Here is a 25,200-nt window from a genome sequence, read left to right on the forward strand (position 1 = left end):
AGCCGGCGCTACCTCGATCAGCAGAGATGCCCTCAGGCAGCCCGAGCCTCGCTCTCATCCATTCCCGGAATCGTTTTCACGATGTAGCACCGTTGCGTACCCAGGCCCGGCAACCGCACCAAACTCGACGCCTTACCGTCATTCCCCGGCTCAAGAACACCACGCTGTAGCAGCTCTTTGTTCACCGCATTGATGTTCATGCCCCGGAAGATCTCCGAGCGCCATGCCTCGGGCAGCACGTAATAGGTGTTGGTGGTATGCAGGGAGTCTCCGAGCCCATGTTCCAGCGTCTTGCGAAAGCCGAGACGGTCGATGGTGCGCGGGCCGTGTTCGTCGATCTTCGCCGCCGCCGACTCCCAGCGGGTGAACCTACTTTCGCCGAAGCGCTCGATGATCTGCCTCAGTCGCGCCACGATTGCATCGCCCTCGAAGTTACCGGCGCCGCCACGCTCGTTCATCCATGCGTTGAGGCACACGCGAGCAGCGGTGGTGGCGGTTCCGTCAGGCCAGCCGGTGATCCCCATCGCGGTGGCCAGCTCGCCCGCTGCGGCGGCAAGGCCGAAGCGAGCGGCGGCACGGTGCGCCTGTCCACTAGCCGATGCCGGTAACGACTGGGCGATAAAACTTTCCAGCGTGCGGCGCAGGATGGCGGACCATCCGTGACGCTTACCGGGTTCACATAACGCCGTTAGGAAAGCCGTGAGTGGTGTCCCGTAATACTTCGCTACGCGTGCCTTAAGCGCGTCAGACAGTGCCGCCGCATCTTCAAAACCATTGAGCGCATCAAACATGCCGAGGCCCTTGCTGGCATCGGCAGGAACGGCAAGCATGCGCACTTCCATACCCGCTTTCAGTTCCTTGTTCGCTTCGGCCATGTGCTGGGCCAATGTTTTCTCCCCGGTGGAGAGAAACAGCAGGCGCCACTCTTGTACCTGTCGGCCAGCTTGGCCTCGATCGTTGGCGCGTGCTTTGCCGGTGCCGTTGCCGAGCATGTACACCGTCTCGCCGATAATGCGCGGGTCGCACATACCGATTTCATCCAAGACCAGAAGGCCGTCGGAATGCGCGGCGGCGATGGACTCCAGCGCGTTGTCGGTGGACCGCCACGAACGCACCAGACGCGGTCCGCCGTAGATCGAGGCGGCGACCTGCAAGTGGGTGGTCTTGCCGCCGGAGCTGTCGCCATACAGGTGAAAGCCGCCCGATTCATGGCCAAGCATGTGCAGCAAAGGCCCTGCGAAGGCCACGCCCACGACAAATGCCAAGCGGTGATTACCGATGCACAGCGCGCCGATCTGCTCCTGCCATTGCTCAAGCGTGCCCGCTTCGCTGATCGGCGGAAGTTGCGAGCCGGCTTCGTAAAAGTGCAGGTGCTCGTTGTGCGCGCCGACCTGCTGCTCGGGTAGAAGAAAGGCAGTGTCATGCCAACCCAAGCGCGTGACCAATCGTGCCCGTTGCGCGCTGTCGAAGCCGCCGAGATAACTCTGCAGGTCATTACGTGCATTGCGTCCCGAACGACTGCCTGCGAGCCGCAGACCCATGTCCACCAGCGGACCGAGCACGTCTTTGCCGAAGTCACCGGTCATGGTGCGGGCCGGAATGTTCCAGCGCTTCTTGGCACCGTCTGGGTCATCGAATTCAACCAACAATCCCCAGTTCTGACCTTTGTCGTCGCGAGTACGGGCGAGGATCTCCAAAGGTGAACAAACGGGGCGAGCCTCACCGTCGTCACCGGCATAAAACACACCTTCGGACGTGAGGCGAAAGCCACCGGGCATCAGATCGTTTTTTGATTTCGTCGGGCGCTTGGCTGCGGGTTTTGTCTTGGCTTCCGGCTTGTTTTTAGGTTGCTTTGTAGTTGGTTTTTCCTCGACCAAGCCATACAGCTCGCCGCTGCTTTCCAGCTCCGCGAAATGGGCGGCTGTCCAATTTTTGATGAGCGCATCGGCAGCGTCATCACCGTCATCCCATTGACCACCTTTGGCGAAAGCGGCGCGGCCATTCTTCAGCGTGGGCTTGCGTTTGAACGAGTCCAGCGCGACGAAGCAGACCGAGGCGGCGCCGATTTCGCGCAGCTTCTCGGCGACGGTTTTCATGCAGGCTTTGCCGCTGTCGTCGTTGTCAGGCCACAACAGCACATCGCGCCCTTTCAGCGGTGTCAGGTCGGCTTTGTGCCAAGAGTTGGAACCGTTCGGCCAGCAGGTGGCCACGTGGTTGAGCAGCAGTTTGGCGGCAGCGTCGGCAGCTTTCTCACCTTCGCACAAAACTACCGGTGCGTCACTGCGTTGAGCCAGTTCATCAAGTCGCAACAGCGGACGTGGATCGGGCAGACCCTGCCAGCGCCATTGCTTGATTTGGCCATCGGCTCGCTCGCACCACGTAAGTGGTGCAAAGACTTTCTTCGGCTTGCCGTCCTCATCGGACGTGAGATCGAAGCGGTAGAGCGCCATGAGCGGCTCGCCTTGCGCATCACGGTAGATCCACACCTTGGACGGTGCACCGTGCTGCCGATGTTTGGTCGGGAATTTGTTCATGGCCTCGGCCGGGATCGGCTGAATGGCATTCCATTCAGGTACTTTTGTCTTGGTAGACGATGGCTTCGACTGGGCGTCGCCGGGCGACACGTTGAGCAGGTCTGCCAGTTTTTTGCAGGCCTCGACGTCGGTGCCGCCGTCCAGATAGCGCACCAGATCAATCAGGTCGCCGCCCTTGTCGCCGGTGGCAAAGTCGGACCAAGTACTTTTGCTCAAACTGATCTTGAGCGAACCGGCGCGCTTATCACTGCGAGTCGGGTTAGGAGCGGTGTATTCCTTGCCGCCGTCGACGCGCTTGCCGTTGGGCAGCCAGTGCGACAAGACACGATCAATGTCTTTCAGCGCAGCGGCTTTCACGTCGGCAAAGCTAGGGCGTTTTGCTGTGTTGCTCGGGCGCTGGCTCATGCGTCAGCCCTCGGCAGGAATAGCGCGTCGTTGATGTCATCGATCAGCGCTTTGGCCATCTCGCCAAGATACAGAGCAGGCCAACTGAAACGCTCGGCGCTGTCGCTCATGGCGGCGTCGAAGTTGAGTTGGTTGGCGTGATGTTGCAGCAGGGAAGCCATCTCCAATGCATCTTCGACCGGAACACCGGCATTGACCCAGAACAGCTTCAGGTCGGTGGCGTTTACGCGGGAAAAAGTGGCGTGGCCAAGAGTGGTTGAAGTACTCATATCGAACCGCCTTTCTGCGCAGCAGGCATCGAGGTGGAGTCGCCGTGCAAGGTCAGCGTCTTAATCAAACCAAGGGTGCCGCGCACGTCCCAGAGGACGGCAGCGATGACGTGGTTAGCAAGGCGCGAGGAGTCGTTTTCGAAGTGTTCTTCAAGCAGCGTCAGCACCGAGTCGGCGCGAGCAATAGCGCAGGTGATGGCGTCGATGGGCACACCGGCTTCTGCGGCCGGACTCACACAGAGCAGGTCTTCGGGCAGGGCGAAACTCAGAGCGTTGTTCATTGGGCACCGCCTGAGGTTTCGAGTGCGCGGGCTTTGGCCATGTGTGCGTTGTAGCGTGAGAGGCGTGTAGCGAGGCTGGAGTTGGCGTGTAGAGCGGCGAGAGCCATTGCACGATGTGCAGCGGCGCGAATTTTGGACGGATTGAGGGCGTGCATCTGGCGAAGCTCCTATTGTTGAGGAGCTGCCACGTTCGTTACCAAGCGAATGGGTGGCAGCTGTGCGCAGGTTGGTAAACCGGGACAATAGGAACCCGGCAGACCCGAAGGTCTCCCACGCACAGCCGCCATAAAACGGATTTGCGGGCGCAAAAAAAGCGCCTGCAAAAGAGATATGGGCGCTGTTGCGCCTATTGTTCAACGGGTTACCAAGCCCGGTCGCTGAGTTTGCAGCGACGGCCAAAGAGTAACGTCCGTTTTTCGAAAGTGCAACTGCGCTGATTGCTTGCGGTTTTTTTAGGTGCGGCATAAATTGTTCGTGCATGTAGATTGACCTCAACGCCTCCGGATCGCCCCCGGAGGCGTTTTCGTTTCAGGCATGGGCGTCCCAGCGCAGGGATAGGAGCGGTAGGAAGCCGCCGCTGAGCATCGAGCGGGCGTCTTCGTAGGCTTGGGTTTGCTGGCCTTCGTCGACGATCACCGCACCGGTTTTTTCGCAGTGGAGGGAGAGGGCGCACCAGGTGCCGTCGGCCCAACTCAATACGCTGACCACGCGGCCTCGCTTTTCCTGTTGGCTTCGGTGGCGTTCAAGGCGCTGCATGAGGCGAGTAGAAAATCCGATCCGGCGCAGTACGGAGAACGGATGGATCAAGGCGTTATCAGAGATCTTTCGACTCATGCTGCCTCCTGCGCGAGAGCAAAAAGAGGCGCTGGTGTTTCGCCCTTGAGCCAAGCCAGAATTTTGCTGTCCTCGACACAGCGACGGCGGTGCTCAACGGCCATCTGCTCACGGCGTTGTGCGACACACTCTTCGACATATCCGTCCAGGTCGGAGGTCAAGCGCATGTCTTGGTGAGCGCGTTCGCTTGTCGTCTTTTCGACGGCAAGATCCTCATCCGTGATGCGTTGCCATACCGCCGGATCGTTCGCGAATCCCGCTGATTGATCGACGAGCCAGTAGGTAACCCAGTCCGTCATGCCGCGCGCCTTCAGAGAGGCGCGACGGCTTTCGCTCATAGCAAAATAACCGGAGCCGTGGACGCTCGAAAACTCTCTGCGCACCGCATTTTTGCGGATCAGTTCTGGCAGCTCCCAAGGGTTGGCTTTGAGTGGAAGCACGAGACCGTCAGGGGTGAAAAAGAACGCTTCCTGCTCTTCGCCGTTCCAGCTCACGCCCGCGATGGTGCGATGACGCCAGTTGATCGCGCCGGGCTGATAGAGGCGGAACCCGATGCTGTACGAGTCGAGAAATGGCCCGTTGAATGGGCAGTAGTTGCGCTTCATGCTGCCACCAGATCACGGGCGGCGATACGCGCTCGTGTCCACGCCTGTACCTCTCCCAATACCCATGCAACTGGAGCACTTCGGGCGTTGCTGGTACTCAGCTTCACTGGCAGCGGGAATCCGCTCTCAGGTTGGCGCATGAGCTTGTAGATGGTCGGGCGTGCGAGCCCTACGATTGAGACGACCTCCGGCATGCGAATGAGCGTCGTAGCGGGGTCGTGCGAGGCGATGGTTTTTAGTTGGGTAGTCATAGCGATCCAAACCTGTGTGAATAGAGACAACAGGTCATACGCTACGGAGGGGAGAGGGAACGGACTGTGTCTGTTCCCTTTTTTATTTCAAGGGTCTAAGGCCTAAGGCGGTCAAATGCTCTCGAATGGTTTTTTTTGTGCCATGTACTGTTTGATCGAAAAGAAGGTTGGTTAGCTCCGCATCGCTGAGGCTTCGCTTCTCAATCTTGCGTCCATCAATAATCGTTTCTGCGGCAGCCTTGATTTTTGACCGTCGATCCATGGCTTCCGTTTGGGTTTTTGAGCTGGGGTCTAGGTTGCCTTTACCTGCTTCTTGGCCACGCCTCGTTGCTTTCGCTGAGAAAGCTTCGTCGAGCATTCGGCGCATTAGACTTGATGTGTTGAAACCATTTTTGGATACATCCATGTGCTCCACTTGTTGATAAAAATTTGCCATCAACAGCGTCTGATTAGCCTCTCCCATAAAAACAGCGAATTGCTCTCGTGCGTGAATTTCAAGTCCGCTACGTCGGTATCGTTCTTTCTCGATGAGGGCGAGATACTGGCGCGGCGATTCATTTCTCAGTTGCTCTATCAGGTCGGCATCGATGTCGTAAGTCGCAAGCTCAAGCTCGAATAGCCAATTCGCGAGGACCTCCAATGCTTGGGTGCCGAGCACTAGAGCGAAGGCCGCGACCAGTTGCGAATCCGTCGCTTGATAATTGAAGCCTGGGAGGTGTCGAATGACAGTTGGCAATGAGCCGGCTTCCGTAGCACTAGCATGTTCATCGATGACGTCACGGAGTCGAAACAAGGTTCCTGTGACGCGCTCGGCACACAGCGCGTAGGCGCCATCTTCAAGCCAGAATGAAGTGGCGGCATTGATAAGATCGAATGCTTCTCGAAAATAGTCGTTGAACTGGGGGTACAGCGCTAACTCTAGAACTGCTGTTTCGATATCGTCCATGTCCCTAATTAGGCACGCGACGTCGACTCCTGCAATTTCCAGCTCTGCTAATTCAGTGTCCAGTTCAATATCCATTCTGGCTCCCCCGTCGCCCCGGAAACGGTGTGTTGTCGCAGCGGCGCACGTCGTATGGATAAGCCGCCAGCGGGACTGAAGGGGGTAGAACCCTGTTACACGACTCAGCGATGTTACACATAGAAGGGGCCGGTATTGTGCTGCGTGTAACTAGAGAATAGTCTAATGAAATCAGATGGTTGGCGTTTTTTGTTACACCTGTAACACGCGTTACACTGGTTTTGCAGTGGGTGCTAGGAAGGGAAGTCATATTGCCTTTCCAAACTGGCCTTGCACTACATTTCCAACTGCAAGTCCATCAAGATGATCGGCATACCACTGCATCATCGTCACGCGCTTCTCTAAGTATTGAGCTTTGTTGTAGACCCCCGAAATACCTTCTTCCTTGTGCGCTAGCTGCGCTTCAACATGCTCCTTCGGCCAGCCATGCTCTCGAAGCAACGTGCTCGCTGTGTGTCGAGTTCCATGCCCAACGAGGCGACCTTTGTAGCCGATGGTTGCGAAGACTTTGTTTATTGTGTTTTCGCTGATGGTCGGGTTCTTGGCTCCTACGCCGGGGAAAAGCCAGCGACTCCGTCCTGTTAAGCAGTGCAGTTCCTTCAGGGCGGTAACAGCTTGGTGGGGCAACGGGCACACAAAATCCCGACGCATCTTCATCTTAGCGGCAGGCGTAGTCCAGATGGCTTTCTCAAGGTCGAACTCTTTCCATTCAGCCAAGCGAACCATGCCCGGGCGCGATGCTGTCCATAAACAAAGCCATGCAGCTGTGCGGGCTGTCAGTCTGCTCGGAGTGTTTTTGAGCGCGTGAAGGAATTCAGCCAGCTCAGGTTCCAGCAAGTGTGGGTGTTGCTGAGTCTTAGGGGCCTGCGCTGCAATGTCACGAAGGCGGCTGCCCGGATCGTTTTCAGTAAGTCCTAAGCCGATAGCACGGCCGAAGATCTGGTTGACCCAGGTGCGACACTTTTCCGCCACGTTGTGTGCGTTTCGGGCTTCGAGGGATGCCTGAAGATTTGCGCAGTCGGTACGGGTGATTTCATCGAGGGGCTTATCTCCCAATGCTGGGAGTATGTCTTTGTCGAGGTAGGTGCGGATTTTGTTAAGGGTGGAGGTAGCGAGGCCCTTTTCTTCTTTGGCCTTCAGCCAAGCTTCAGCAGCCGCTCGAAAGGTTCGAGTCTTGGCAGCGTTAATGGCTGCTTTGGCAGATCTCTTCTGTTCGAGAGGATCGGCACCGCTACTGACGATTTTGCGTAGATCGGCCGCTTTGTCCCGTGCCAATGCACCGCTTACTTCCGGGTAGCCCCCGAGCCCCATCCAAGCCCAATTGCCCGCCGGACGTTTGTAGCGAAGCTGCCAAGACTTGCCACCATCAGGTTTGACCCTGAAGTAGAGGCCGTTTCCGTCCAGCTCTCGGTATTCCTTTGATTCCGGCTCCAATCCCGCGAGTGTCGTGTCAGCGAGAGGGCGGCGCTTGATGTCTGCGCGCTTCATCCTTGTATCCCAAAGTTCGGTATTTTTCTCAGGATACAAGCAGGGATACAGGGATACAACGGATAAAGGGATACAGGAGTAGATAGCCAGACACAAAAAAACCGGCTCAAGTGGCCGGTTTCTCTGAGTCTGAGAGTCTGGCAGAGACTTTCAGATACTGCTATATGGTGCCCCGAGGGAGACTCGAACTCCCACTTCTTGCGAAAACGGATTTTGAATCCGCCGCGTCTACCAATTCCGCCATCAGGGCTCAATGGCGGCGAAGTATAGAGATGAGATTACCGTCGGTCAATCAGGTACATAGAGAATTTTCACTATTTCGGCTAGACTTCCGGCCCCTGCTAGACGAACCCCATCATGCGCGTTGCTGACTTTACCTTTGAGCTCCCTGATTCGCTGATTGCTCGCCATCCTTTGGCTGAGCGTCGCGGTAGTCGCCTGTTGACCCTTGATGGGGTCAGCGGCGCCCTGGCACACCGTCAATTCACTGATTTGCTTGAGCATTTGCGCCCGGGCGATTTGATGGTGTTCAACAATACCCGGGTGATTCCGGCACGGCTGTTTGGCCAGAAGGCTTCCGGCGGCAAGCTGGAAATTCTGGTGGAGCGGGTGCTCGACAGTCATCGCGTGCTGGCGCATGTGCGTTCCAGCAAGTCGCCCAAGCCGGGTTCGAAGATTCTGATCGACGGCGGCGGCGAAGCCGAGATGTTGGCGCGTCACGATGCGTTGTTCGAGCTGGGGTTTGCCGAAGAGGTATTGCCGCTGCTCGATCGCGTCGGGCACATGCCGTTGCCTCCTTATATAGACCGCCCGGATGAAGGCTCGGACCGCGAGCGTTATCAGACGGTCTACGCCGAGCGTTTGGGCGCGGTAGCGGCGCCGACGGCGGGGCTGCATTTCGATCAGCCGCTGATGGAGGCGATTGCCGCCAAGGGCGTCGAGACTGCGTTCGTAACCTTGCACGTCGGCGCTGGCACCTTCCAGCCGGTGCGGGTCGAGAAGCTTGAAGATCACCACATGCACAGTGAGTGGCTGGAAGTCGGCCAGGACGTGGTCGATGCAGTCGAAGCCTGTCGCGCTCGCGGTGGTCGCGTGGTGGCCGTGGGGACCACCAGCGTGCGTTCTCTGGAAAGTGCCGCGCGCGATGGCGTGCTCAAGCCGTTCAGTGGCGATACCGACATCTTTATCTACCCGGGCCGGCCGTTTCATGTGGTCGATGCCCTGGTCACCAACTTCCATTTGCCTGAATCCACGTTGTTGATGCTGGTTTCGGCGTTCGCCGGTTATCCCGAGACCATGGCTGCCTATAAGGCCGCCGTCGACAACGAATACCGCTTTTTCAGCTACGGTGATGCGATGTTTATCACCCGTAATCCCGCACCACGTGGCCCTGAGGAAATAGAATGAGTCGCCAAAGTCGTATGTCGTTTGAGTTACTTGCTACTGACGGCAAGGCTCGTCGCGGTCGTTTGACCTTCCCGCGCGGTACCGTCGAGACCCCGGCCTTCATGCCGGTGGGCACGTACGGCACGGTCAAGGGCATGCTGCCGCGAGATATCACCGCCACTGGCGCGGAAATCATTCTGGGCAACACCTTCCACTTGTGGCTGCGTCCTGGCACTGAAGTGATCAAGAAGCACGGCGACCTGCACGATTTCATGCAGTGGAAAGGCCCGATTCTTACAGATTCCGGCGGTTTTCAGGTGTTCAGCCTGGGCGCGATGCGCAAGATCAAGGAGGAGGGCGTGACCTTCGCCTCTCCGGTCGACGGTGCCAAAGTGTTCATGGGCCCGGAAGAGTCGATGCAGGTCCAGCGCGATCTGGGCTCGGACATCGTGATGATTTTCGACGAATGCACCCCATATCCGGCCGACGAAGACGTCGCTCGGGTATCGATGGAGCTGTCGTTGCGCTGGGCCCAGCGTTCGAAAAACGCTCATGGCGATAACACGGCGGCGTTATTCGGCATTGTTCAGGGCGGTATGCACCAGGATTTGCGCATGCGCTCCCTGGAAGGCCTCGACAAGATCGGCTTCGACGGCCTGGCCATCGGCGGTCTGTCGGTGGGCGAGCCCAAGCACGAGATGATCAAGGTGCTGGATTACCTGCCGGGCCAGATGCCGGCTGACAAACCTCGTTACCTTATGGGCGTTGGCAAACCGGAAGATCTGGTTGAGGGTGTGCGCCGCGGTGTGGACATGTTCGATTGCGTGATGCCAACCCGTAATGCCCGCAATGGGCATCTGTTCATTGATACAGGCGTGCTGAAGATCCGTAACGCGTTCCATCGCCATGATGATTCGCCGCTGGATCCAACCTGCGATTGCTACACCTGCCAGAACTTCTCCCGTGCTTATCTGCACCATCTGGACAAGTGCGGCGAAATGCTGGGTAGCATGTTGAATACCATCCACAATTTGCGCCATTACCAGGTGCTTATGGCTGGTTTGCGCGAGGCTATTCAACAGGGTACATTGGCCGCCTTTGTCGATGCCTTCTACGCCAAACGCGGGTTACCTGTTCCGCCTTTGGACTGAGTTTTCTGACCCCAAGATTCAACATTTGCAACTGGAGTGCTAAATGAGCTTTTTTATCTCTAATGCCATGGCTGACGCCGCTGCACCTGCTGCTGGCCCAATGGGCGGCGGCTTTGAGTGGATTTTCCTGGTCGGTTTCCTGGTCATCTTCTACCTGATGATCTGGCGTCCACAGGCCAAGCGCGCCAAAGAGCAGAAAACCCTGCTGGGCAGCCTGCAAAAAGGTGACGAAGTTGTGACCACCGGTGGTATCGCCGGCAAGATCACCAAAGTGTCCGACGACTTCGTTGTCCTGGAAGTCTCCGACACCGTCGAAATGAAATTCCAGAAAGGCGCCATCGCCGCCACGCTGCCAAAAGGCACGCTCAAAGCGATCTAAGTTTCAACTTCTACTCAATCGACGGGGCGCGCAAGGCGCCCCGCGTCATAAGCGGGCGGCGTGATGCTGAACAAATACCCTCTGTGGAAATACATTCTGATCCTGGCAGTGCTGGCGATCGGTCTGATTTATTCCGCTCCCAATCTATACCCTGATGACCCGGCCATTCAGGTCAGCGGTGCGAGCACTGCACTGCAGGTCACTCAGGCTGATCTGGATCGTGTGAGCACCGCGCTCAAGGAATCCGGGATCAACGTCAAGGCTGCCAGCCTGTCAGAGAGCGGCAAGGGCGGTCTGATTCGTCTGGTCAAGGCAGAAGATCAACTGCCGGCCAAGGACGTTGTGCGCAAGGCATTGGGTGATGACTACGTCGTTGCACTGAACCTGGCACAGACCACCCCGCAATGGTTGCGCAGCCTTGGTGCGCACCCGATGAAGCTGGGTCTGGACTTGTCCGGTGGTGTGCACTTCCTGCTGGAAGTGGACATGGACAAAGCCCTCGACGCACGCCTGAAAGTCTACGAAGGCGACGTCAAGAGCCTGTTGCGTAAAGAGCGTCTGCGCTATCGCAGCCTGCCGCAACTGGGCGGTGCCATTCAGCTGGGTTTCACTGATGAAGCAGCCCGTGAAGAGGCGCGTGCGCTGATTCGCAAGAACTTCAACGATTTCGACATTGTTCCGGCCGACCTCAATGGCCAACCGGTACTGCGTCTGGCGATGACCCCGGCCAAGCTGGCGGAAATCCGCGAATACTCCATCAAGCAGAACTTGACCACGGTACGTAACCGCGTCAACGAGCTGGGTGTTGCCGAACCTATCGTTCAGCGCCAAGGCGCCAACCGCATCGTGGTTGAGCTGCCGGGCGTGCAAGACACTGCAGAAGCCAAGCGTATTCTCGGCAAGACGGCCAACCTTGAGTTCCGTCTGGCGGCTGAGCCTGGCGCTTCGAAAGCCACTTCCGAGTCGTTCGAGTTCCGTGAAGGCAATCGTCCTGCGGCACTGATCGAGCGTGGCCTGATCATCACAGGTGACCAGGTGACTGACGCCAAGGCTGGTTTCGGCGAGCAAGGCACGCCAGAAGTGAACATCCGTCTGGATGGTCACGGCGGCGAGCTGATGAGTCGTGCAACTCGCAACAACGTCGGTCGCAGCATGGCGGTGATCTTCATTGAGCAGCGTCCGGTTACCACTTACGTCAAGCAAGTGGTCAACGGCGTCGAGAAAGACGTACCGGTTCAGTCGTTTAAAGAAGAGAAGAAGATCATCAGCCTGGCGACCATCCAGTCGCCACTGGGTGCCCAGTTCCGCATCACTGGCCTGAACGGCCAGGGCGAATCGTCCGAACTGGCGCTGCTGCTGCGTGCCGGTGGTCTGGCAGCACCGATGTACTTCGCTGAAGAACGTACCATCGGCCCAAGTCTGGGTGCCGACAACATCGTCAAAGGTATCGATGCGTCGCTGTGGGGCATGCTGTTTGTCTCGCTGTTCATCATGGCCATCTATCGCTTCTTCGGCCTCATCGCCACTGTCGCGCTGACGGTGAACATGGTGATGTTGCTGGCCTTGATGTCGCTGCTGGGTGCAACGCTGACCCTGCCGGGTATCGCCGGTATCGTATTGACCATGGGTATGGCGGTCGACGCCAACGTACTGATCTTCTCGCGGATACGTGAAGAGATTGCGGCCGGCATGACTGTGCAGCGGGCAATCAACGAAGGCTTCGGCCGGGCATTTACCGCGATTCTCGACGCCAACCTGACAACCTTGTTGGTGGGCGGGATTCTCTTTGCCATGGGCACCGGCCCGGTCAAAGGCTTCGCAGTGACCATGTCCCTCGGGATCTTTACCTCGATGTTCACGGCCATCATGGTGACCCGCGCGATGGTCAACCTGATCTTCGGCGGTCGTGACTTCAAGAAGTTGTGGATTTAAGGGGCTGCCATGTTACGTACAATCAACTTCATGGGCGTTCGCAACGTTGCGTTCGGCGTCACATTGTTCCTTACGGTTCTGGCTCTGTTCAGTGTCGCCACCAAGGGCATGAACTGGGGGCTGGACTTCACCGGCGGTACGCTCATCGAGCTGACCTACGAGCGTCCGGCCGACGTCACCAAAGTGCGTGAGCAGTTGGTTACATCGGGTTATAACGAGGCGATCGTACAGAGCTTCGGTGCGACTACCGATTTGCTGGTGCGTATGCCAGGTGAAGACCCGCAGCTGGGTCACCAGGTGGCCGAGGCCTTGCAAAAGCTCGGTGGCGACAACCCTGCGGTGGTCAAGCGCGTCGAGTTCGTTGGCCCTCAGGTCGGTGAAGAGCTGCGCGATCAGGGCGGCCTCGGCATGCTGATGGCGCTGGGCGGCATTTTGATCTACCTGGCTTTCCGCTTTCAGTGGAAGTTTGCAGTCGGTGCGATCGTATCCTTGATCCACGACGTGATCGTGACCATCGGTATTCTGTCGTTCTTCCAGATCACCTTCGACCTGACGGTACTGGCAGCGGTGCTGGCGATCATCGGTTACTCGCTCAACGACACCATCGTGGTATTCGACCGGGTTCGTGAGAACTTCCGGGTACTGCGCAAGGCCAGCCTGATCGAGAACATCAACATCTCGACCACGCAAACCCTGTTGCGGACCATGGCGACGTCGATCTCCACCTTGCTGGCGATTGCGGCCCTGTTGTTCTTCGGTGGCGACAACCTGTTCGGCTTCTCCATTGCCCTGTTCATCGGTGTTCTGGCGGGTACTTACTCGTCGATCTACATCGCGAACGTGGTGCTGATCTGGCTGAACCTGAGCAGCGAGGACCTGATTCCTGCTGCGGTGGCCGAGACGGAAGTCGACGACCGTCCATAACGGTTATCGCTTTTCCAGCTGTAGCCCGAGAAGGCGCGAGTATTGAACTCGCGCCTTTTTTTATGCTCCAAGGCTGGGAGAAGCGCGGGTTTGTCCCGCCTGTGATGGTCAGGAGGTTCATGTGAACAAGTCGTTGCTGGTTGGTGCGGTATTGGGTGCTGTCGGTGTCACTGCCGGGGGTGCTGTTGCCACCTACAACCTGGTTAAAAGCGGCCCTGAGTATGCGCAAGTGTTGGCCGTTGAACCGGTCAAGACACAAATCAAGACTCCACGTGAAGTGTGCAAGGACGTTACGGTTACCCGGCAAGCGCCGGTAAAAGATCAACACCAGATCGCCGGTACGGTGGTCGGCGCGCTGGCGGGTGGCCTGTTGGGCAACCAGATCGGCGGCGGCACAGGCAAGAAAATCGCCACAGTGGCCGGCGCGGTCGGCGGCGGTTATGCGGGTAACAAGGTGCAGGAAGGCATGCAGGAGCGCGATACCTACACCACCACTCAAACTCGCTGTAACACCGTGAATGACATCAGCGACAAAGTTGTAGGCTACGACGTTCGTTATTCGCTGGAAGGCAAGGAAGGCAAAGTGCGGATGGATCGCGATCCGGGCAACCAGATTCCGGTCGACAAGGAAGGCAAGTTGATTCTGGGGCAAAACGAACCGGCTCAACAATAAGCTGAGCGCCTCACACAAAAAGAAGCATCTCGAGAGGGATGCTTTTTTTGTGCCTGAATTTTATGTTCACCGCCAACGTGCTATGAAAGACTCTTCATTTTTCGCGGCCTTACGCCTGCCTGTCTGAGACTCCATGCCTGCCATCGATCATCCCCTGATAGACCAGTTCCTTGACGCCCTGTGGCTGGAAAAAGGCCTTTCCGATAACACCCGCGATGCCTATCGCAGCGATTTGGCCTTATTCAACAGTTGGTTGCAGGAAAAGGGCCTGGAGTTGATCAACGCTGGTCGCGAGTTGATCCTCGATCACTTGGCCTGGCGCCTGGAGCAAAACTACAAACCCCGATCTACTGCGCGATTTCTCTCCGGTGTACGTGGCTTTTATCGCTATTTGCTGCGGGAAAAGTTGATCGCGGTCGATCCGACCTTGCGCGTCGATATGCCCCAGTTGGGTAGGCCGTTGCCTAAGTCCTTGTCGGAAGCCGATGTGGAAGCCCTGCTGGCCGCGCCAGACCTGAGCGAAGCCATCGGCCAGCGGGACCGTGCCATGCTGGAGGTGCTTTATGCCTGTGGCTTGCGTGTGACGGAGTTGATCAGCCTGACGCTGGAACAGGTCAACCTGCGCCAAGGCGTGCTGCGGGTGATGGGCAAGGGCAGTAAGGAGCGACTGGTGCCGATGGGCGAAGAGGCGATTGTCTGGGTCGAGCGCTACATGCGCGATGCTCGTGGCGAGTTGCTGGGCGGGCGTCCGAGCGATGTGCTGTTTCCCAGTCTGCGCGGCGAGCAGATGACCCGCCAGACCTTCTGGCATCGCATCAAGCACCAGGCCAAGATCGCGGGGATCGGCAAGTCGTTGTCGCCGCACACTCTGCGTCATGCCTTCGCCACACACTTGCTCAACCACGGTGCTGACTTGCGGGTGGTGCAAATGCTGCTCGGCCACAGCGATCTCTCGACTACCCAGATCTATACTCACGTCGCCCGCGCACGTTTGCAGGATCTGCACGCTAAACATCACCCGCGCGGCTGACACCATTCATAAAAGCCAGCAGGACCACAATGTCTCGCGTCACCCGCATTCGGCCACGGGGGGCTTATGTGGTAGGCTTTGCCGGTTTGCACGATGGGCGGTTATGACCCGGTGTTTCGGCACGGGTGTTCTGATCGTCCCATTTGTCCGCCTTCAGGAGTTCTCATGCGTCTGACCCAGATTTTCGCCGCCGCCGCCATTGCGTTGGTCAGCACCTTTGCCGTTGCCGATGACGCGGCCGACAAAGCCATTCGTAAAAGCCTGGAAAACCTCCAGCTCGACGTGCCGGTCGAAACCATCACAGCCAGCCCTTTGCCAGGTCTGTACGAAGTCAAACTCAAGGGCAGTCGTGTGCTCTATGCCAGCGCCGATGGCCAATACGTCGTTCAGGGCTACATGTTCCAGCTCAAGGACGGCAAACCGGTCAACCTGACGGAGAAGACCGAGCGCCTGGGCGTTTCAAAACTGATCAACAACATTCCAGTGGCTGAAACCGTGGTCTACCCGGCTATCGGCGAAACCAAGTCGCACATCACTGTCTTCACCGACACCACCTGCCCGTACTGCCACAAGATGCACGCCGAAGTGCCGGAGCTGAACAAGCTGGGTATCGAAGTGCGTTATGTTGCGTTCCCGCGCCAGGGCCTGGGTTCGCCGGGTGACGAACAACTGCAAGCCGTGTGGTGCTCCAAGGACAAGAAAGCGGCCATGGACAAAATGGTCGATGGCAAGGAAATCAAAGCCGCCAAGTGCGAGAACCCGGTGTCCAAACAGTTCGCCCTCGGTCAGTCGATTGGCGTGAACGGTACACCGGCCATCGTTTTGGCCGACGGTCAGGTCATTCCGGGCTACCAGCCTGCGCCACAAGTCGCCAAACTGGCACTGAGCGCGAAATAGTTTCGCATCGTCACGGTCAGCCTTGACGATCATGGTCTGGCGGCAACATTGTCGGGCCATTAATAGAGAGCCGCGAGCATGCGGTTGTTTTCACGGCCGGCCTTGAGTCGGCCGTTTTATGGGGAGTTCACAGTGAAACCGGTCAAAGTAGGCATCTGTGGGTTAGGGACCGTCGGTGGCGGTACCTTCAACGTACTTCAGCGCAACGCCGAGGAAATTGCTCGTCGTGCCGGGCGTGGAATCGAAGTGGCACAAATTGCCATGCGCACGCCAAAGCCTCAGTTCCAGACGACCGGTATTGCGATTACCAACGATGTGTTCGAAGTGGCCACGAACCCTGAGATCGACATTGTTATAGAGCTGGTGGGCGGCTACACCGTTGCCCGCGAGCTGGTACTCAAGGCCATCGAGAATGGCAAGCATGTGGTCACCGCGAACAAGGCGTTGATCGCCGTTCACGGTAATGAAATTTTCGCCAAGGCCCGGGAGAAGGGCGTGATTGTGGCGTTCGAAGCCGCCGTGGCCGGTGGCATTCCGGTGATCAAGGCGATCCGTGAAGGCCTGTCGGCCAACCGCATCAACTGGGTGGCCGGGATCATCAACGGCACCGGCAACTTCATCCTCACCGAAATGCGTGAGAAGGGCCGCACCTTCGAAGACGTACTCGCCGAGGCGCAAGCTCTGGGTTACGCCGAAGCCGATCCGACCTTCGACGTCGAAGGCATCGATGCGGCCCACAAGCTGACGATCCTGGCGTCCATCGCGTTCGGTATTCCGCTGCAATTCGACAAGGCTTACACCGAAGGCATCACCAAGCTGACCACCGCTGACGTGAACTACGCCGAAGCGCTGGGCTATCGCATCAAGCACCTGGGCGTGGCGCGCAGCACCGCGGCCGGCATCGAGTTGCGTGTGCACCCGACGCTGATCCCGGCCGATCGCTTGATCGCCAACGTCAACGGCGTGATGAACGCTGTGATGGTCAACGGTGACGCCGCCGGTTCGACGCTGTTCTACGGCGCCGGCGCCGGCATGGAACCGACCGCTTCGTCGGTGATCGCCGATCTGGTGGACGTGGTTCGCGCCATGACCTCCGACCCGGAAAACCGCGTACCGCACCTGGCTTTCCAGCCGGATTCGCTGTCGGCCCATCCGATCCTGCCGATCGAAGCCTGCGAAAGCGCTTACTACCTGCGCATTCAGGCCAAAGATCATCCGGGCGTACTGGCTCAGGTGGCGAGCATCCTGTCGGAGCGCGGCATCAACATCGAATCGATCATGCAGAAAGAAGTCGAAGAGCATGACGGTCTGGTGCCAATGATCCTGCTGACCCACCGTGTGCTGGAACAGCACATGAACGACGCGATCAACGCCCTGGAGGCCTTGGAAGGCGTGGTCGGCCCGGTCGTACGGATCCGCGTCGAGCACCTGAACTAAGCCGTTATCGTTCACCGGGCTCGCACGCGGGCCCGGCATTGCGAACACTGTCTATTGGAGCCAGTCATGCGTTATATCAGTACCCGCGGCCAGGCACCGGCCCTGAATTTCGAAGATGTCCTGCTGGCCGGTCTCGCCACCGACGGCGGTCTGTACGTCCCGGAAAACCTGCCACGTTTCACCCAGGAAGAGATCGCTTCCTGGGCCGGCCTGCCCTATCACGAGCTGGCCTTCCGGGTGATGCGCCCGTTCGTTGGCGGCAGCATCCCTGATGCCGATTTCAAAAAGATTCTTGAAGAAACCTATTTTTCATCAGAGCAGGGCGTGTTTTCCCACAGCGCCGTGGCACCGCTGCGTCAGCTGAATGGCAACGAATGGGTGCTGGAGCTGTTCCATGGCCCGACCTTGGCGTTCAAGGATTTCGCCCTGCAACTGCTCGGTCGTCTGCTGGACTACGTGCTGGAAAAGCGCGGCGAACGCGTGGTGATTGTTGGCGCTACCTCCGGCGACACCGGATCGGCGGCGATCGAAGGTTGCAAGCACTGCGAAAACGTCGACATCTTCATTCTGCACCCGCACAACCGTGTGTCCGAAGTGCAGCGTCGCCAGATGACCACCATCTTCGGCGAGAACATCCATAACATCGCCATCGAAGGCAACTTCGATGACTGCCAGGAAATGGTCAAGGCCAGCTTCGCCGACCAGAGCTTCCTCAAGGGCACGCGCCTGGTGGCGGTGAACTCGATCAACTGGGCGCGGATCATGGCCCAGATCGTTTACTACTTCCACGCAGCCCTGCAATTGGGCGGCCCGGCGCGTTCGGTATCGTTCTCGGTGCCGACCGGCAACTTCGGCGATATCTTCGCCGGTTACCTGGCGCGCAACATGGGCCTGCCGATCAACCAGTTGATCGTCGCCACCAACCGCAATGACATCCTGCACCGCTTCATGAGCGGCAATCAGTACGTCAAGGAAACCCTGCACGCCACGCTGTCGCCATCCATGGACATCATGGTCTCGTCGAACTTCGAACGCCTGCTGTTCGACCTGCACGGTCGCAATGGCGCGGCGATTGCCGGTTTGATGGACACCTTCAAGCAGGGCGGCGGTTTCAGCGTCGAACAGGAACGCTGGACCGAGGCACGCAAGCTGTTCGATTCGCTGGCCGTGGACGACGCCCAAACGTGCGAAACCATTGCCGAAGTCTTTGAGCAAACCGGCGAGCTGCTGGACCCGCACACTGCCATCGGCGTGAAGGCCGCGCGCGAATGCCGTCGTAGCCTGGACATCCCGATGGTGATCCTCGGCACGGCCCATCCGGTCAAATTCCCGGACGCAGTGGAAAAAGCCGGTGTAGGAAAAGCGCTCGAACTACCTGCACATCTTTCTGATTTGTTTGAGCGAGATGAGCGTTGCACCGTGTTGCCGAACGACCTGAAAGCCGTGCAGGCCTTTGTCAGTCTGCATGGCAACCGCGGCAAGCCGCTGTAACTGGTAAAAGCTGTCACATTTTGAAGCCCGTCTCCTGACGGGCTTTCTCATTTCTGCATGCCACACTTGTCGGGTTTCGTAAAAGAAGAGCCGCCCATGAAGGACGGGCGAGACGATTACCAAGGAAGTGGCAATGCTGTTTTTTAGAGGGTTTAAACCAGCCGTGTGCTGGATGTTTTTGCTGGGCGCCCTGGGCTTTGGGCCATGGGTAAAGGCCGCACAATTGGCGACACATGAATCCCGGGAGTCAGCCACCGTCGCACGCGTTGAGCTGGACGCGCAGGAGCGGCAATGGATTGCTGAACATCCGATGGTTGTCGTCGCATCGACGCAATACCCGCTGTATCTGTTCAAGGATGAGCACGGTCACTGGAGCGGTTTGAACAACGATGTGCTCAACCGCATCAGCGCCATGACAGGGTTGCGGTTTGTCCATGAAGAGTCGTTTTCCACTGACCAATTGCTGGCGCGGCTGGAAAGCGGCGCAGCGGACATGAGCACGACGCTGGCAGTAAATGACGAGCGCAAGGCATTTCTGGATTTCAGTCATGCGTTCGGCGGGGCAGGCTGGGTACTCGTGGGATTGGCCGGTACCCCAGCGTTACAGTCCCTGGAACAGCTTTCGAAAAGAGTCCTGGTATTGCCGGCCCGGCACGCCCTGGAAGGCGCGATTCGTCGTGACTACCCGGGGATCGAACTGCGCTCGGTCAAAACCTACGCAGAAGCCCGGGCGCTGGTAGAAAGCGGCGAGGCCTACGCCACCATTGAAAACGAAATCGGAGCGCAGCTCTATCCCTCGGGCCGGCTCAAGGTAGGACATGCGGTGGAGGGCAAATGGGAGGCGGACCATTTGGCCGTCCGCAAGGCGCAGCCACAGTTATTGAGCATCCTCAACAAGGCGCTCGAAGCGTTTCCACCCACCGAGTTACGCGCCATGCGGTTGAAATGGCTGAACGGAATTGCGCCGGTACACGCGCCCTCGGCCTGGCAGCGAATAACCCAGTGGGGTTGTTGGAGCCTGTTCATCGTTAGCCTGTTCGGCTTGCTGTCATTGCTTTGGAACCGCCGGCTCGCTGCTCTGATCAAGCAACGTCGGGACGCCGAGAAAGACCTCAATGACCAGCTCGCATTCCAGCACGCATTGATAGACGCCATGCCCGATCCGATGTTCGTGCGTGATCTGGAAGGGCGATTGATTATGTGCAACAAGAGTTATGAGGAGCGCTTGTCGACCCGTTTCGACCAGGTTCAGGGACGACAACTGATCGAACTCGATGTCTTGCCCAAACAGACCGCCGAGCAGCTGCACGCCGAATTCATGACTCAACTCGGTACTCGCAAGACCCGTTTCAGCGAACGTCAGTTGATGTTCAAGGATGGCGTCAGGGACATCTACCAGTGGACGGTGCCGTTTTACAGTGCAGACGGTCAATTGCGAGGACTGCTGGGCGGGTGGAGCGATATCGGCAAGCGTACACGGCAGTTGTGAGGGGTAATGCGATCTGCAGCAGCCGAGCCTGCGAGGCTGCGTTCGGCTAGCGGTCGTCAAACCAGAACCTGTGATCCGTCAGGCAGACCGCGTTAGCCGGATTCACGACTGCTGCGCAGCCGAACGCAGCCTCGCAGGCTCGGCAGCTGCTACAGCCGAACGCAGGCTTCGCCAGCTGCTACAAAGAGCGCGTCGTGACTGAAACTGTGTGAAACAGCTGTTTTTTTGCTGTCATCTTTACCGGGCATGCTCTATCTACCAGAGGCGCCGGTGCGCCTGCCGTTGGAATCCAGAACTTTCTTCTCGGGCCTGTGGTCATTTACTGTGGACACGCCCCAGGCACTTTGTTTTCGGACTATTGAGTGGTGATCGAGATGGAAAGTATCAGTCTATTGCTCGGTGAGGCTCTGAGCCCGTATCTGGTCAAGTTGACCCCATCGGGTGCCCATGGCGAATGCCTGGTGACGCTGAAGAGTGCGAGCGGCGCTATCGTGGTCGAACGGGCGTTCAATCAGGCTCAGTTAACCGATAAACGTCTGCTGACGGATGTCGTCGACGGGCTGCACCGCGACGTGCTGATCGCTGAAGGACGCCTGGAGCCCTGTGTGATTGCGGCATTGCGCAATGCTGCTCAGGACAAGATCCTGGCCAGCCGAAATTGAGTTGTTTTTTGTGGGAACCTTCCTGCGCCAAGGTCAGTCAGACCATGTAACAGCAGGATCAAGCATTGTGCTCCGGTGCTTGTAGCTTGTTGTCACTGGCCTTTAATTTAGGCCACGTTTAACCCCGAGTTGTCTCCCCACTTCTCGGGGTTTCTTTTTGCCTGCGATTTGTCATTGCTGATGGAAGCCGGGGCCTAAGCTTAGATGGCCCCGTCTTCACGCAACCGTGCGATCTGTGCCGGGTCGTAGCCAAGGTCGTGGAGGACCTGTGCATTGTGTTCACCCAGCTGCGGCCCGACCCATTCGGAGCTGCCGGGTGTTTCAGAGAGTTTTGGCACAATGCCAGGCATCTTGAAATCCTTGCCGTCGGGCAGCTTGGCTTGCAGGAACATTTCCCGGGCCAGGTATTGCGGATCGCTGAACATGTCTTCGGCGCTGAAGATCCGGCTGGCAGGAACGTCGGCCTCATTCAGTTGCGCGATCACCGCGTCCAGCGGCAGAGAATTGACCCAGCGATCGATCACCCCATAAATCTCGTCGCGACGACTGTCGCGTCCGTCGTTGCTGGCCAGCACAGGGTCGTTGGCCAAGTCTTCGCGCCCGATGATTAACATGAAACGCTTGAAGATCGCATCGCCATTGGCGCCGATCTGCACGTGTTTGCCGTCGGCGCTGGTGTGGATGGAGGAGGGCGTGATGCCCGGCATGATGTTGCCGGTGCGTTCACGGATGAAGCCGAACACGTCGAATTCCGGGACCATGCTTTCCATCATGGCGAAGATCGCTTCGTACAGCGCCACATCCACCACTTGACCCAAGCCGCCGTTGACCTCGCGATGACGCAAGGCCATCAGCGCGCCGATCACGCCCCAGAGCGCGGCAATCGAGTCGCCGATGGAAATCCCGGTGCGCACTGGCGGCCGGTCCTCGAACCCAGTGATGTAACGCAAGCCGCCCATGGACTCGCCGACCGCGCCGAAGCCTGGCTGATCTTTCATCGGTCCGGTCTGGCCAAAGCCCGAAAGCCGCACCATCACCAGTTTCGGGTTCAGTGCGTGCAAGACTTCCCAGCCCAAGCCGAGCTTTTCCAGCACGCCGGGGCGAAAATTCTCGATCAAAATGTCCGCTTCACTGAGCAGTTGTTTCAGGATCGCCAGGCCGTCCGGGTGTTTCAGGTTCAGGGTCAGAGACTTCTTGTTACGCGCCTGAACGAACCACCACAGCGAAGTGCCTTCGTACAGCTTGCGCCATTTGCGCAACGGATCACCGCCGTCCGGGGACTCGATCTTGATCACTTCGGCGCCGAATTCGCCGCAAATACGCGAGGCAAACGGCCCGGCAATCAACGTACCCAATTCGATGACTTTCAGGCCGGAGAGCGGTTTATTGGAGAACGGCATGCTGAATCCTGTAGGACAAAGGCTGAGCGAGTGCAGAGTTTTAACATAGGCCGACGTCCATCGCCCAAAGTTGATCGCCTTCAATTCGTTGATTGCCTGTTGCATCGGTTAGACTTGCCGCCTTTCCTCGTATCAAGAAGCCCGTTCATGGCCCAGCCGTCCACGACCTACAAGTTTGAACTGAACCTCACCGACCTCGACCGCAGCGTCTACGAGAGCGTGAAGCAGACCATCGCCCGTCACCCTTCGGAAACCGAAGAGCGCATGACCGTGCGGCTGCTGGCCTACGCCTTCTGGTACAACGAGCAGTTGTCCTTCGGTCGCGGTCTGTCAGACGTGGATGAGCCAGCGCTGTGGGAAAAGAGCCTGGATGATCGTGTCCTGCACTGGATCGAAGTCGGCCAGCCAGACGCCGATCGCCTGACCTGGTGCTCGCGCCGCACCGAGCGCACCAGCCTGCTGGCTTACGGCAGCCTGCGTGTCTGGGAAACCAAAGTGATCCCGGCGATCAAAAACCTGAAAAACGTTCACATCGCCGCCGTGCCCCAGGAAATCCTGGAAACCCTGGCCAAGGACATGCCGCGCGTTATCAAGTGGGATGTGATGATCAGCGAAGGAACGATTTTCGTCACCGACGACCGTGGTCAGCACGAAGTCCAGTTGCAATGGCTGAGCGGTGAACGCGGCTGATTATTCGCCATTGAACCGCGTTACCCGGTTTTATCCTACGTATTCAAGAGAAGCACCTGTCACCCCATGCGCATCGAACCTCGCCTGTTGCCCGACACCCTGCCATTCCTCGGGGATATTCCACCGCTGCTGACCCGCCTTTACGCAGCGCGGGGCGTGCAGTCCGAGGCTGAACTGGACAAGAGCCTGGCGCGGCTGATTCCGTATCAGCAGCTCAAAGGCATCGATGCGGCGGTGGATTTGCTGGTGACGGCCCTCGAGCAACGTCAGCGGATTCTGATCGTCGGCGACTTCGACGCCGATGGTGCGACGGCCAGTACTGTGGGCATGCTGGGGTTGCGCCTGTTGGGCGCGGCGCATGTCGACTATCTGGTGCCGAATCGCTTCGAGTACGGCTACGGCCTGACGCCAGAGATCGTCGAAGTGGCGCTGACCCGCGAGCCGCAACTGCTGATCACCGTGGACAACGGCATCTCCAGCGTCGAAGGCGTGGCGGCGGCGAAAAAGGCCGGGCTCAAGGTGCTGGTCACCGATCACCACTTGCCCGGCGATGAACTGCCGTTGGCCGATGCCATCGTCAATCCGAATCAGCCGGGTTGCGAGTTTCCGAGCAAAGCCCTGGCCGGTGTCGGGGTGATCTTCTATGTGCTGATGGCCCTGCGCGCGCGCCTGCGCAGCCTGGGTTGGTACGAAAGCAAGCCGCAGCCGAACATTGGTGAATTGCTGGATCTGGTGGCACTGGGCAGCGTCGCCGACGTGGTGCCGCTGGATGCCAACAACCGGATTCTGGTGCATCAGGGGCTGGAGCGGATTCGCGCCGGGCGCGCGCGGCCAGGAATCAAGGCGATCCTCGAAGTGGCCAAGCGTGATCATTCGCGTATTACCTCCACCGACTTGGGCTTCATCCTCGGCCCGCGTTTGAACGCGGCGGGGCGTCTGGATGACATGAGCCTGGGCATCGAATGCCTGCTTACCGAAGAAGCGGGCGCTGCCCGTGAAATGGCCGCTCAACTGGATGGCATGAACCAGGACCGTAAATCCATCGAGCAGGGCATGCAGCGTGAGGCGCTGGCCCAACTCAAGGATTTGCCGGTGGAATCGATGCCGTTCGGCTTGTGCCTGTTCGATCCCGAGTGGCATCAGGGCGTCATCGGTATCCTCGCGTCGCGTATGAAAGAGCGCTATTTCCGTCCGACCATTGCCTTTGCCGATGCCGGCGATGGCCTGCTCAAGGGCTCGGGGCGTTCGGTTCAGGGTTTTCATATTCGCGACGCCTTGAGCGTGGTCGCGGCGCAGCATCCGAACCTGATCAGCAAATACGGCGGCCACGCCATGGCGGCCGGCCTGACCTTGCCAGAAGCGAATTTTCCGTTGTTCGCCGAAGCCTTCGACGCTGAAGTGCGTAGGCAAATGCGCGAAGAAGACCTGACCGGGCGCCTGCTGTCGGACGGCACGTTGGCGGTCGAAGAGTTTCACCTGGAACTGGCCCGCGCCCTGCGCCACGCCGGGCCGTGGGGGCAACACTTCCCGGAGCCGCTGTTTCACGGGGTGTTTCAGTTGGTCGAGCAGCGCGTCGTGGGTGAACGGCACCTCAAAGTGGTGCTGAAGAGTGAATGTGGTTCGGTGAAGCTGGACGGCATAGCCTTCGGTATCGACCGTGACATCTGGCCGAATCCGACCATCAAGTGGGTTGAGTTGGCCTACAAGCTCGACCTTAACGAGTTTCGTGGGAACGAGACCGTTCAGTTGATGATTGCCCACATCGAACCGCGTTAAGCCCTTCGCGGGCAATTTCCCTCACACCGAATCTCTCGAACCCTCCCTGATCCGCCGATGTCGACTAGGCTCTAAGCACTGCTTGATTATCCTTGTGACGTCTTGTCGAATTTTTTGCCCGCGGGGGCGGGTGCTGCACCCTTTGTCCTGTCACTCGTCGACTATTCAAACAGAACCCTGGAGCCTGCCCACTGA

Annotated in this window: 23 protein-coding genes and 1 tRNA gene; 14 read left to right on the forward strand and 10 right to left on the reverse strand. The window is 58.4% G+C overall.

Annotation, left to right across the window (positions count from 1 at the left end):
- Window positions 1-32: 32 nt before the first annotated feature.
- The 9 genes from ACYZT2_RS06320 to ACYZT2_RS06360 form a co-directional block, all read right to left on the reverse strand.
- A complete protein-coding gene (locus tag ACYZT2_RS06320; protein ID WP_461971032.1) occupies window positions 33-2,939 on the reverse strand; it encodes a DUF927 domain-containing protein in 2,907 nt (968 codons plus the stop codon).
- A complete protein-coding gene (locus ACYZT2_RS06325; protein WP_461971034.1) occupies window positions 2,936-3,208 on the reverse strand; it encodes a DUF3077 domain-containing protein in 273 nt (90 codons plus the stop codon). Before ACYZT2_RS06325 ends, ACYZT2_RS06320 begins: the two co-directional genes overlap by 4 nt.
- Entirely contained in the window at window positions 3,205-3,489 is a 285-nt protein-coding gene (locus tag ACYZT2_RS06330; protein WP_461971036.1) for a hypothetical protein, read from the reverse strand. The genes ACYZT2_RS06325 and ACYZT2_RS06330 overlap by 4 nt, the downstream gene beginning before the upstream one ends.
- A 528-nt stretch (window positions 3,490-4,017) precedes the next feature.
- Complete coding sequence (locus ACYZT2_RS06335) at window positions 4,018-4,323, reverse strand: hypothetical protein (RefSeq protein ID WP_461971037.1); 306 nt, start codon at window positions 4,321-4,323, stop codon at window positions 4,018-4,020.
- Window positions 4,320-4,928, reverse strand: coding sequence for a hypothetical protein (locus tag ACYZT2_RS06340; RefSeq protein ID WP_461971039.1), 609 nt, complete (start codon window positions 4,926-4,928; stop codon window positions 4,320-4,322). The genes ACYZT2_RS06335 and ACYZT2_RS06340 overlap by 4 nt, the downstream gene beginning before the upstream one ends.
- On the reverse strand, window positions 4,925-5,179 hold the full coding sequence (locus ACYZT2_RS06345; RefSeq protein ID WP_461971041.1) for a helix-turn-helix transcriptional regulator: 255 nt from the start codon (window positions 5,177-5,179) through the stop codon (window positions 4,925-4,927). Before ACYZT2_RS06345 ends, ACYZT2_RS06340 begins: the two co-directional genes overlap by 4 nt.
- An 82-nt stretch (window positions 5,180-5,261) precedes the next feature.
- Window positions 5,262-6,200, reverse strand: a complete 939-nt coding sequence (locus ACYZT2_RS06350; RefSeq protein WP_461971043.1) for a hypothetical protein — start codon at window positions 6,198-6,200, stop codon at window positions 5,262-5,264.
- A gap of 246 nt (window positions 6,201-6,446) precedes the next feature.
- The gene (locus ACYZT2_RS06355; protein ID WP_461971045.1) at window positions 6,447-7,688 is read right to left on the reverse strand and encodes a tyrosine-type recombinase/integrase; all 1,242 of its coding nucleotides are present in this window, start codon (window positions 7,686-7,688) and stop codon (window positions 6,447-6,449) included.
- 165 nt (window positions 7,689-7,853) lie between these two features.
- Window positions 7,854-7,938 (reverse strand) — tRNA-Leu (locus ACYZT2_RS06360).
- Window positions 7,939-8,045: 107 nt separating this feature from the next.
- Here ACYZT2_RS06360 and queA point away from each other — a divergent pair.
- From queA to ACYZT2_RS06420, 12 genes are all read left to right on the forward strand, one after another.
- Complete coding sequence (gene queA / locus ACYZT2_RS06365; protein WP_461971047.1) at window positions 8,046-9,095, forward strand: tRNA preQ1(34) S-adenosylmethionine ribosyltransferase-isomerase QueA; 1,050 nt, start codon at window positions 8,046-8,048, stop codon at window positions 9,093-9,095.
- 14 nt (window positions 9,096-9,109) lie between these two features.
- Complete coding sequence (gene tgt, locus ACYZT2_RS06370) at window positions 9,110-10,225, forward strand: tRNA guanosine(34) transglycosylase Tgt (protein ID WP_162130630.1); 1,116 nt, start codon at window positions 9,110-9,112, stop codon at window positions 10,223-10,225.
- 43 nt (window positions 10,226-10,268) lie between these two features.
- A complete protein-coding gene (yajC, locus tag ACYZT2_RS06375) occupies window positions 10,269-10,604 on the forward strand; it encodes a preprotein translocase subunit YajC (RefSeq protein ID WP_007903559.1) in 336 nt (111 codons plus the stop codon).
- A gap of 63 nt (window positions 10,605-10,667) precedes the next feature.
- Window positions 10,668-12,536: a protein translocase subunit SecD gene (secD, locus tag ACYZT2_RS06380; protein WP_461971049.1), complete on the forward strand. Its 1,869-nt coding sequence runs from the start codon at window positions 10,668-10,670 to the stop codon at window positions 12,534-12,536.
- 9 nt (window positions 12,537-12,545) lie between these two features.
- Window positions 12,546-13,460, forward strand: coding sequence for a protein translocase subunit SecF (gene secF / locus ACYZT2_RS06385; RefSeq protein WP_461971050.1), 915 nt, complete (start codon window positions 12,546-12,548; stop codon window positions 13,458-13,460).
- A gap of 121 nt (window positions 13,461-13,581) precedes the next feature.
- The gene (locus ACYZT2_RS06390) at window positions 13,582-14,133 is read left to right on the forward strand and encodes a glycine zipper 2TM domain-containing protein (protein ID WP_461971052.1); all 552 of its coding nucleotides are present in this window, start codon (window positions 13,582-13,584) and stop codon (window positions 14,131-14,133) included.
- A gap of 133 nt (window positions 14,134-14,266) precedes the next feature.
- Entirely contained in the window at window positions 14,267-15,163 is an 897-nt protein-coding gene (xerD, locus tag ACYZT2_RS06395; protein WP_461971054.1) for a site-specific tyrosine recombinase XerD, read from the forward strand.
- A 165-nt stretch (window positions 15,164-15,328) separates the two neighbouring features.
- Window positions 15,329-16,060, forward strand: a complete 732-nt coding sequence (gene dsbC / locus ACYZT2_RS06400; RefSeq protein ID WP_461971056.1) for a bifunctional protein-disulfide isomerase/oxidoreductase DsbC — start codon at window positions 15,329-15,331, stop codon at window positions 16,058-16,060.
- Between the two features lie 132 nt (window positions 16,061-16,192).
- Window positions 16,193-17,497, forward strand: coding sequence for a homoserine dehydrogenase (locus tag ACYZT2_RS06405; protein WP_461973004.1), 1,305 nt, complete (start codon window positions 16,193-16,195; stop codon window positions 17,495-17,497).
- A 66-nt stretch (window positions 17,498-17,563) separates the two neighbouring features.
- Window positions 17,564-18,988, forward strand: coding sequence for a threonine synthase (gene thrC, locus ACYZT2_RS06410; RefSeq protein ID WP_461971058.1), 1,425 nt, complete (start codon window positions 17,564-17,566; stop codon window positions 18,986-18,988).
- Between the two features lie 133 nt (window positions 18,989-19,121).
- A complete protein-coding gene (locus ACYZT2_RS06415; protein WP_461971060.1) occupies window positions 19,122-20,477 on the forward strand; it encodes a transporter substrate-binding domain-containing protein in 1,356 nt (451 codons plus the stop codon).
- Between the two features lie 374 nt (window positions 20,478-20,851).
- Window positions 20,852-21,139, forward strand: a complete 288-nt coding sequence (locus tag ACYZT2_RS06420; protein ID WP_401174747.1) for a DUF3509 domain-containing protein — start codon at window positions 20,852-20,854, stop codon at window positions 21,137-21,139.
- 200 nt (window positions 21,140-21,339) lie between these two features.
- Here the strand turns inward: ACYZT2_RS06420 and ACYZT2_RS06425 are convergent, their stop codons facing one another.
- The gene (locus ACYZT2_RS06425) at window positions 21,340-22,539 is read right to left on the reverse strand and encodes a CaiB/BaiF CoA transferase family protein (RefSeq protein WP_461971062.1); all 1,200 of its coding nucleotides are present in this window, start codon (window positions 22,537-22,539) and stop codon (window positions 21,340-21,342) included.
- A 147-nt stretch (window positions 22,540-22,686) separates the two neighbouring features.
- Between ACYZT2_RS06425 and ACYZT2_RS06430 the strand changes: the two genes are divergently transcribed.
- Together ACYZT2_RS06430 and recJ are read left to right on the forward strand one after the other, a co-directional pair.
- Window positions 22,687-23,229, forward strand: coding sequence for a YaeQ family protein (locus ACYZT2_RS06430; RefSeq protein WP_028623872.1), 543 nt, complete (start codon window positions 22,687-22,689; stop codon window positions 23,227-23,229).
- 66 nt (window positions 23,230-23,295) lie between these two features.
- Window positions 23,296-25,005, forward strand: coding sequence for a single-stranded-DNA-specific exonuclease RecJ (gene recJ / locus ACYZT2_RS06435; RefSeq protein ID WP_461971065.1), 1,710 nt, complete (start codon window positions 23,296-23,298; stop codon window positions 25,003-25,005).
- Window positions 25,006-25,200 lie beyond the last annotated feature (195 nt).

The sequence above is a fragment of the Pseudomonas sp. MDT1-85 genome (assembly GCF_054898065.1).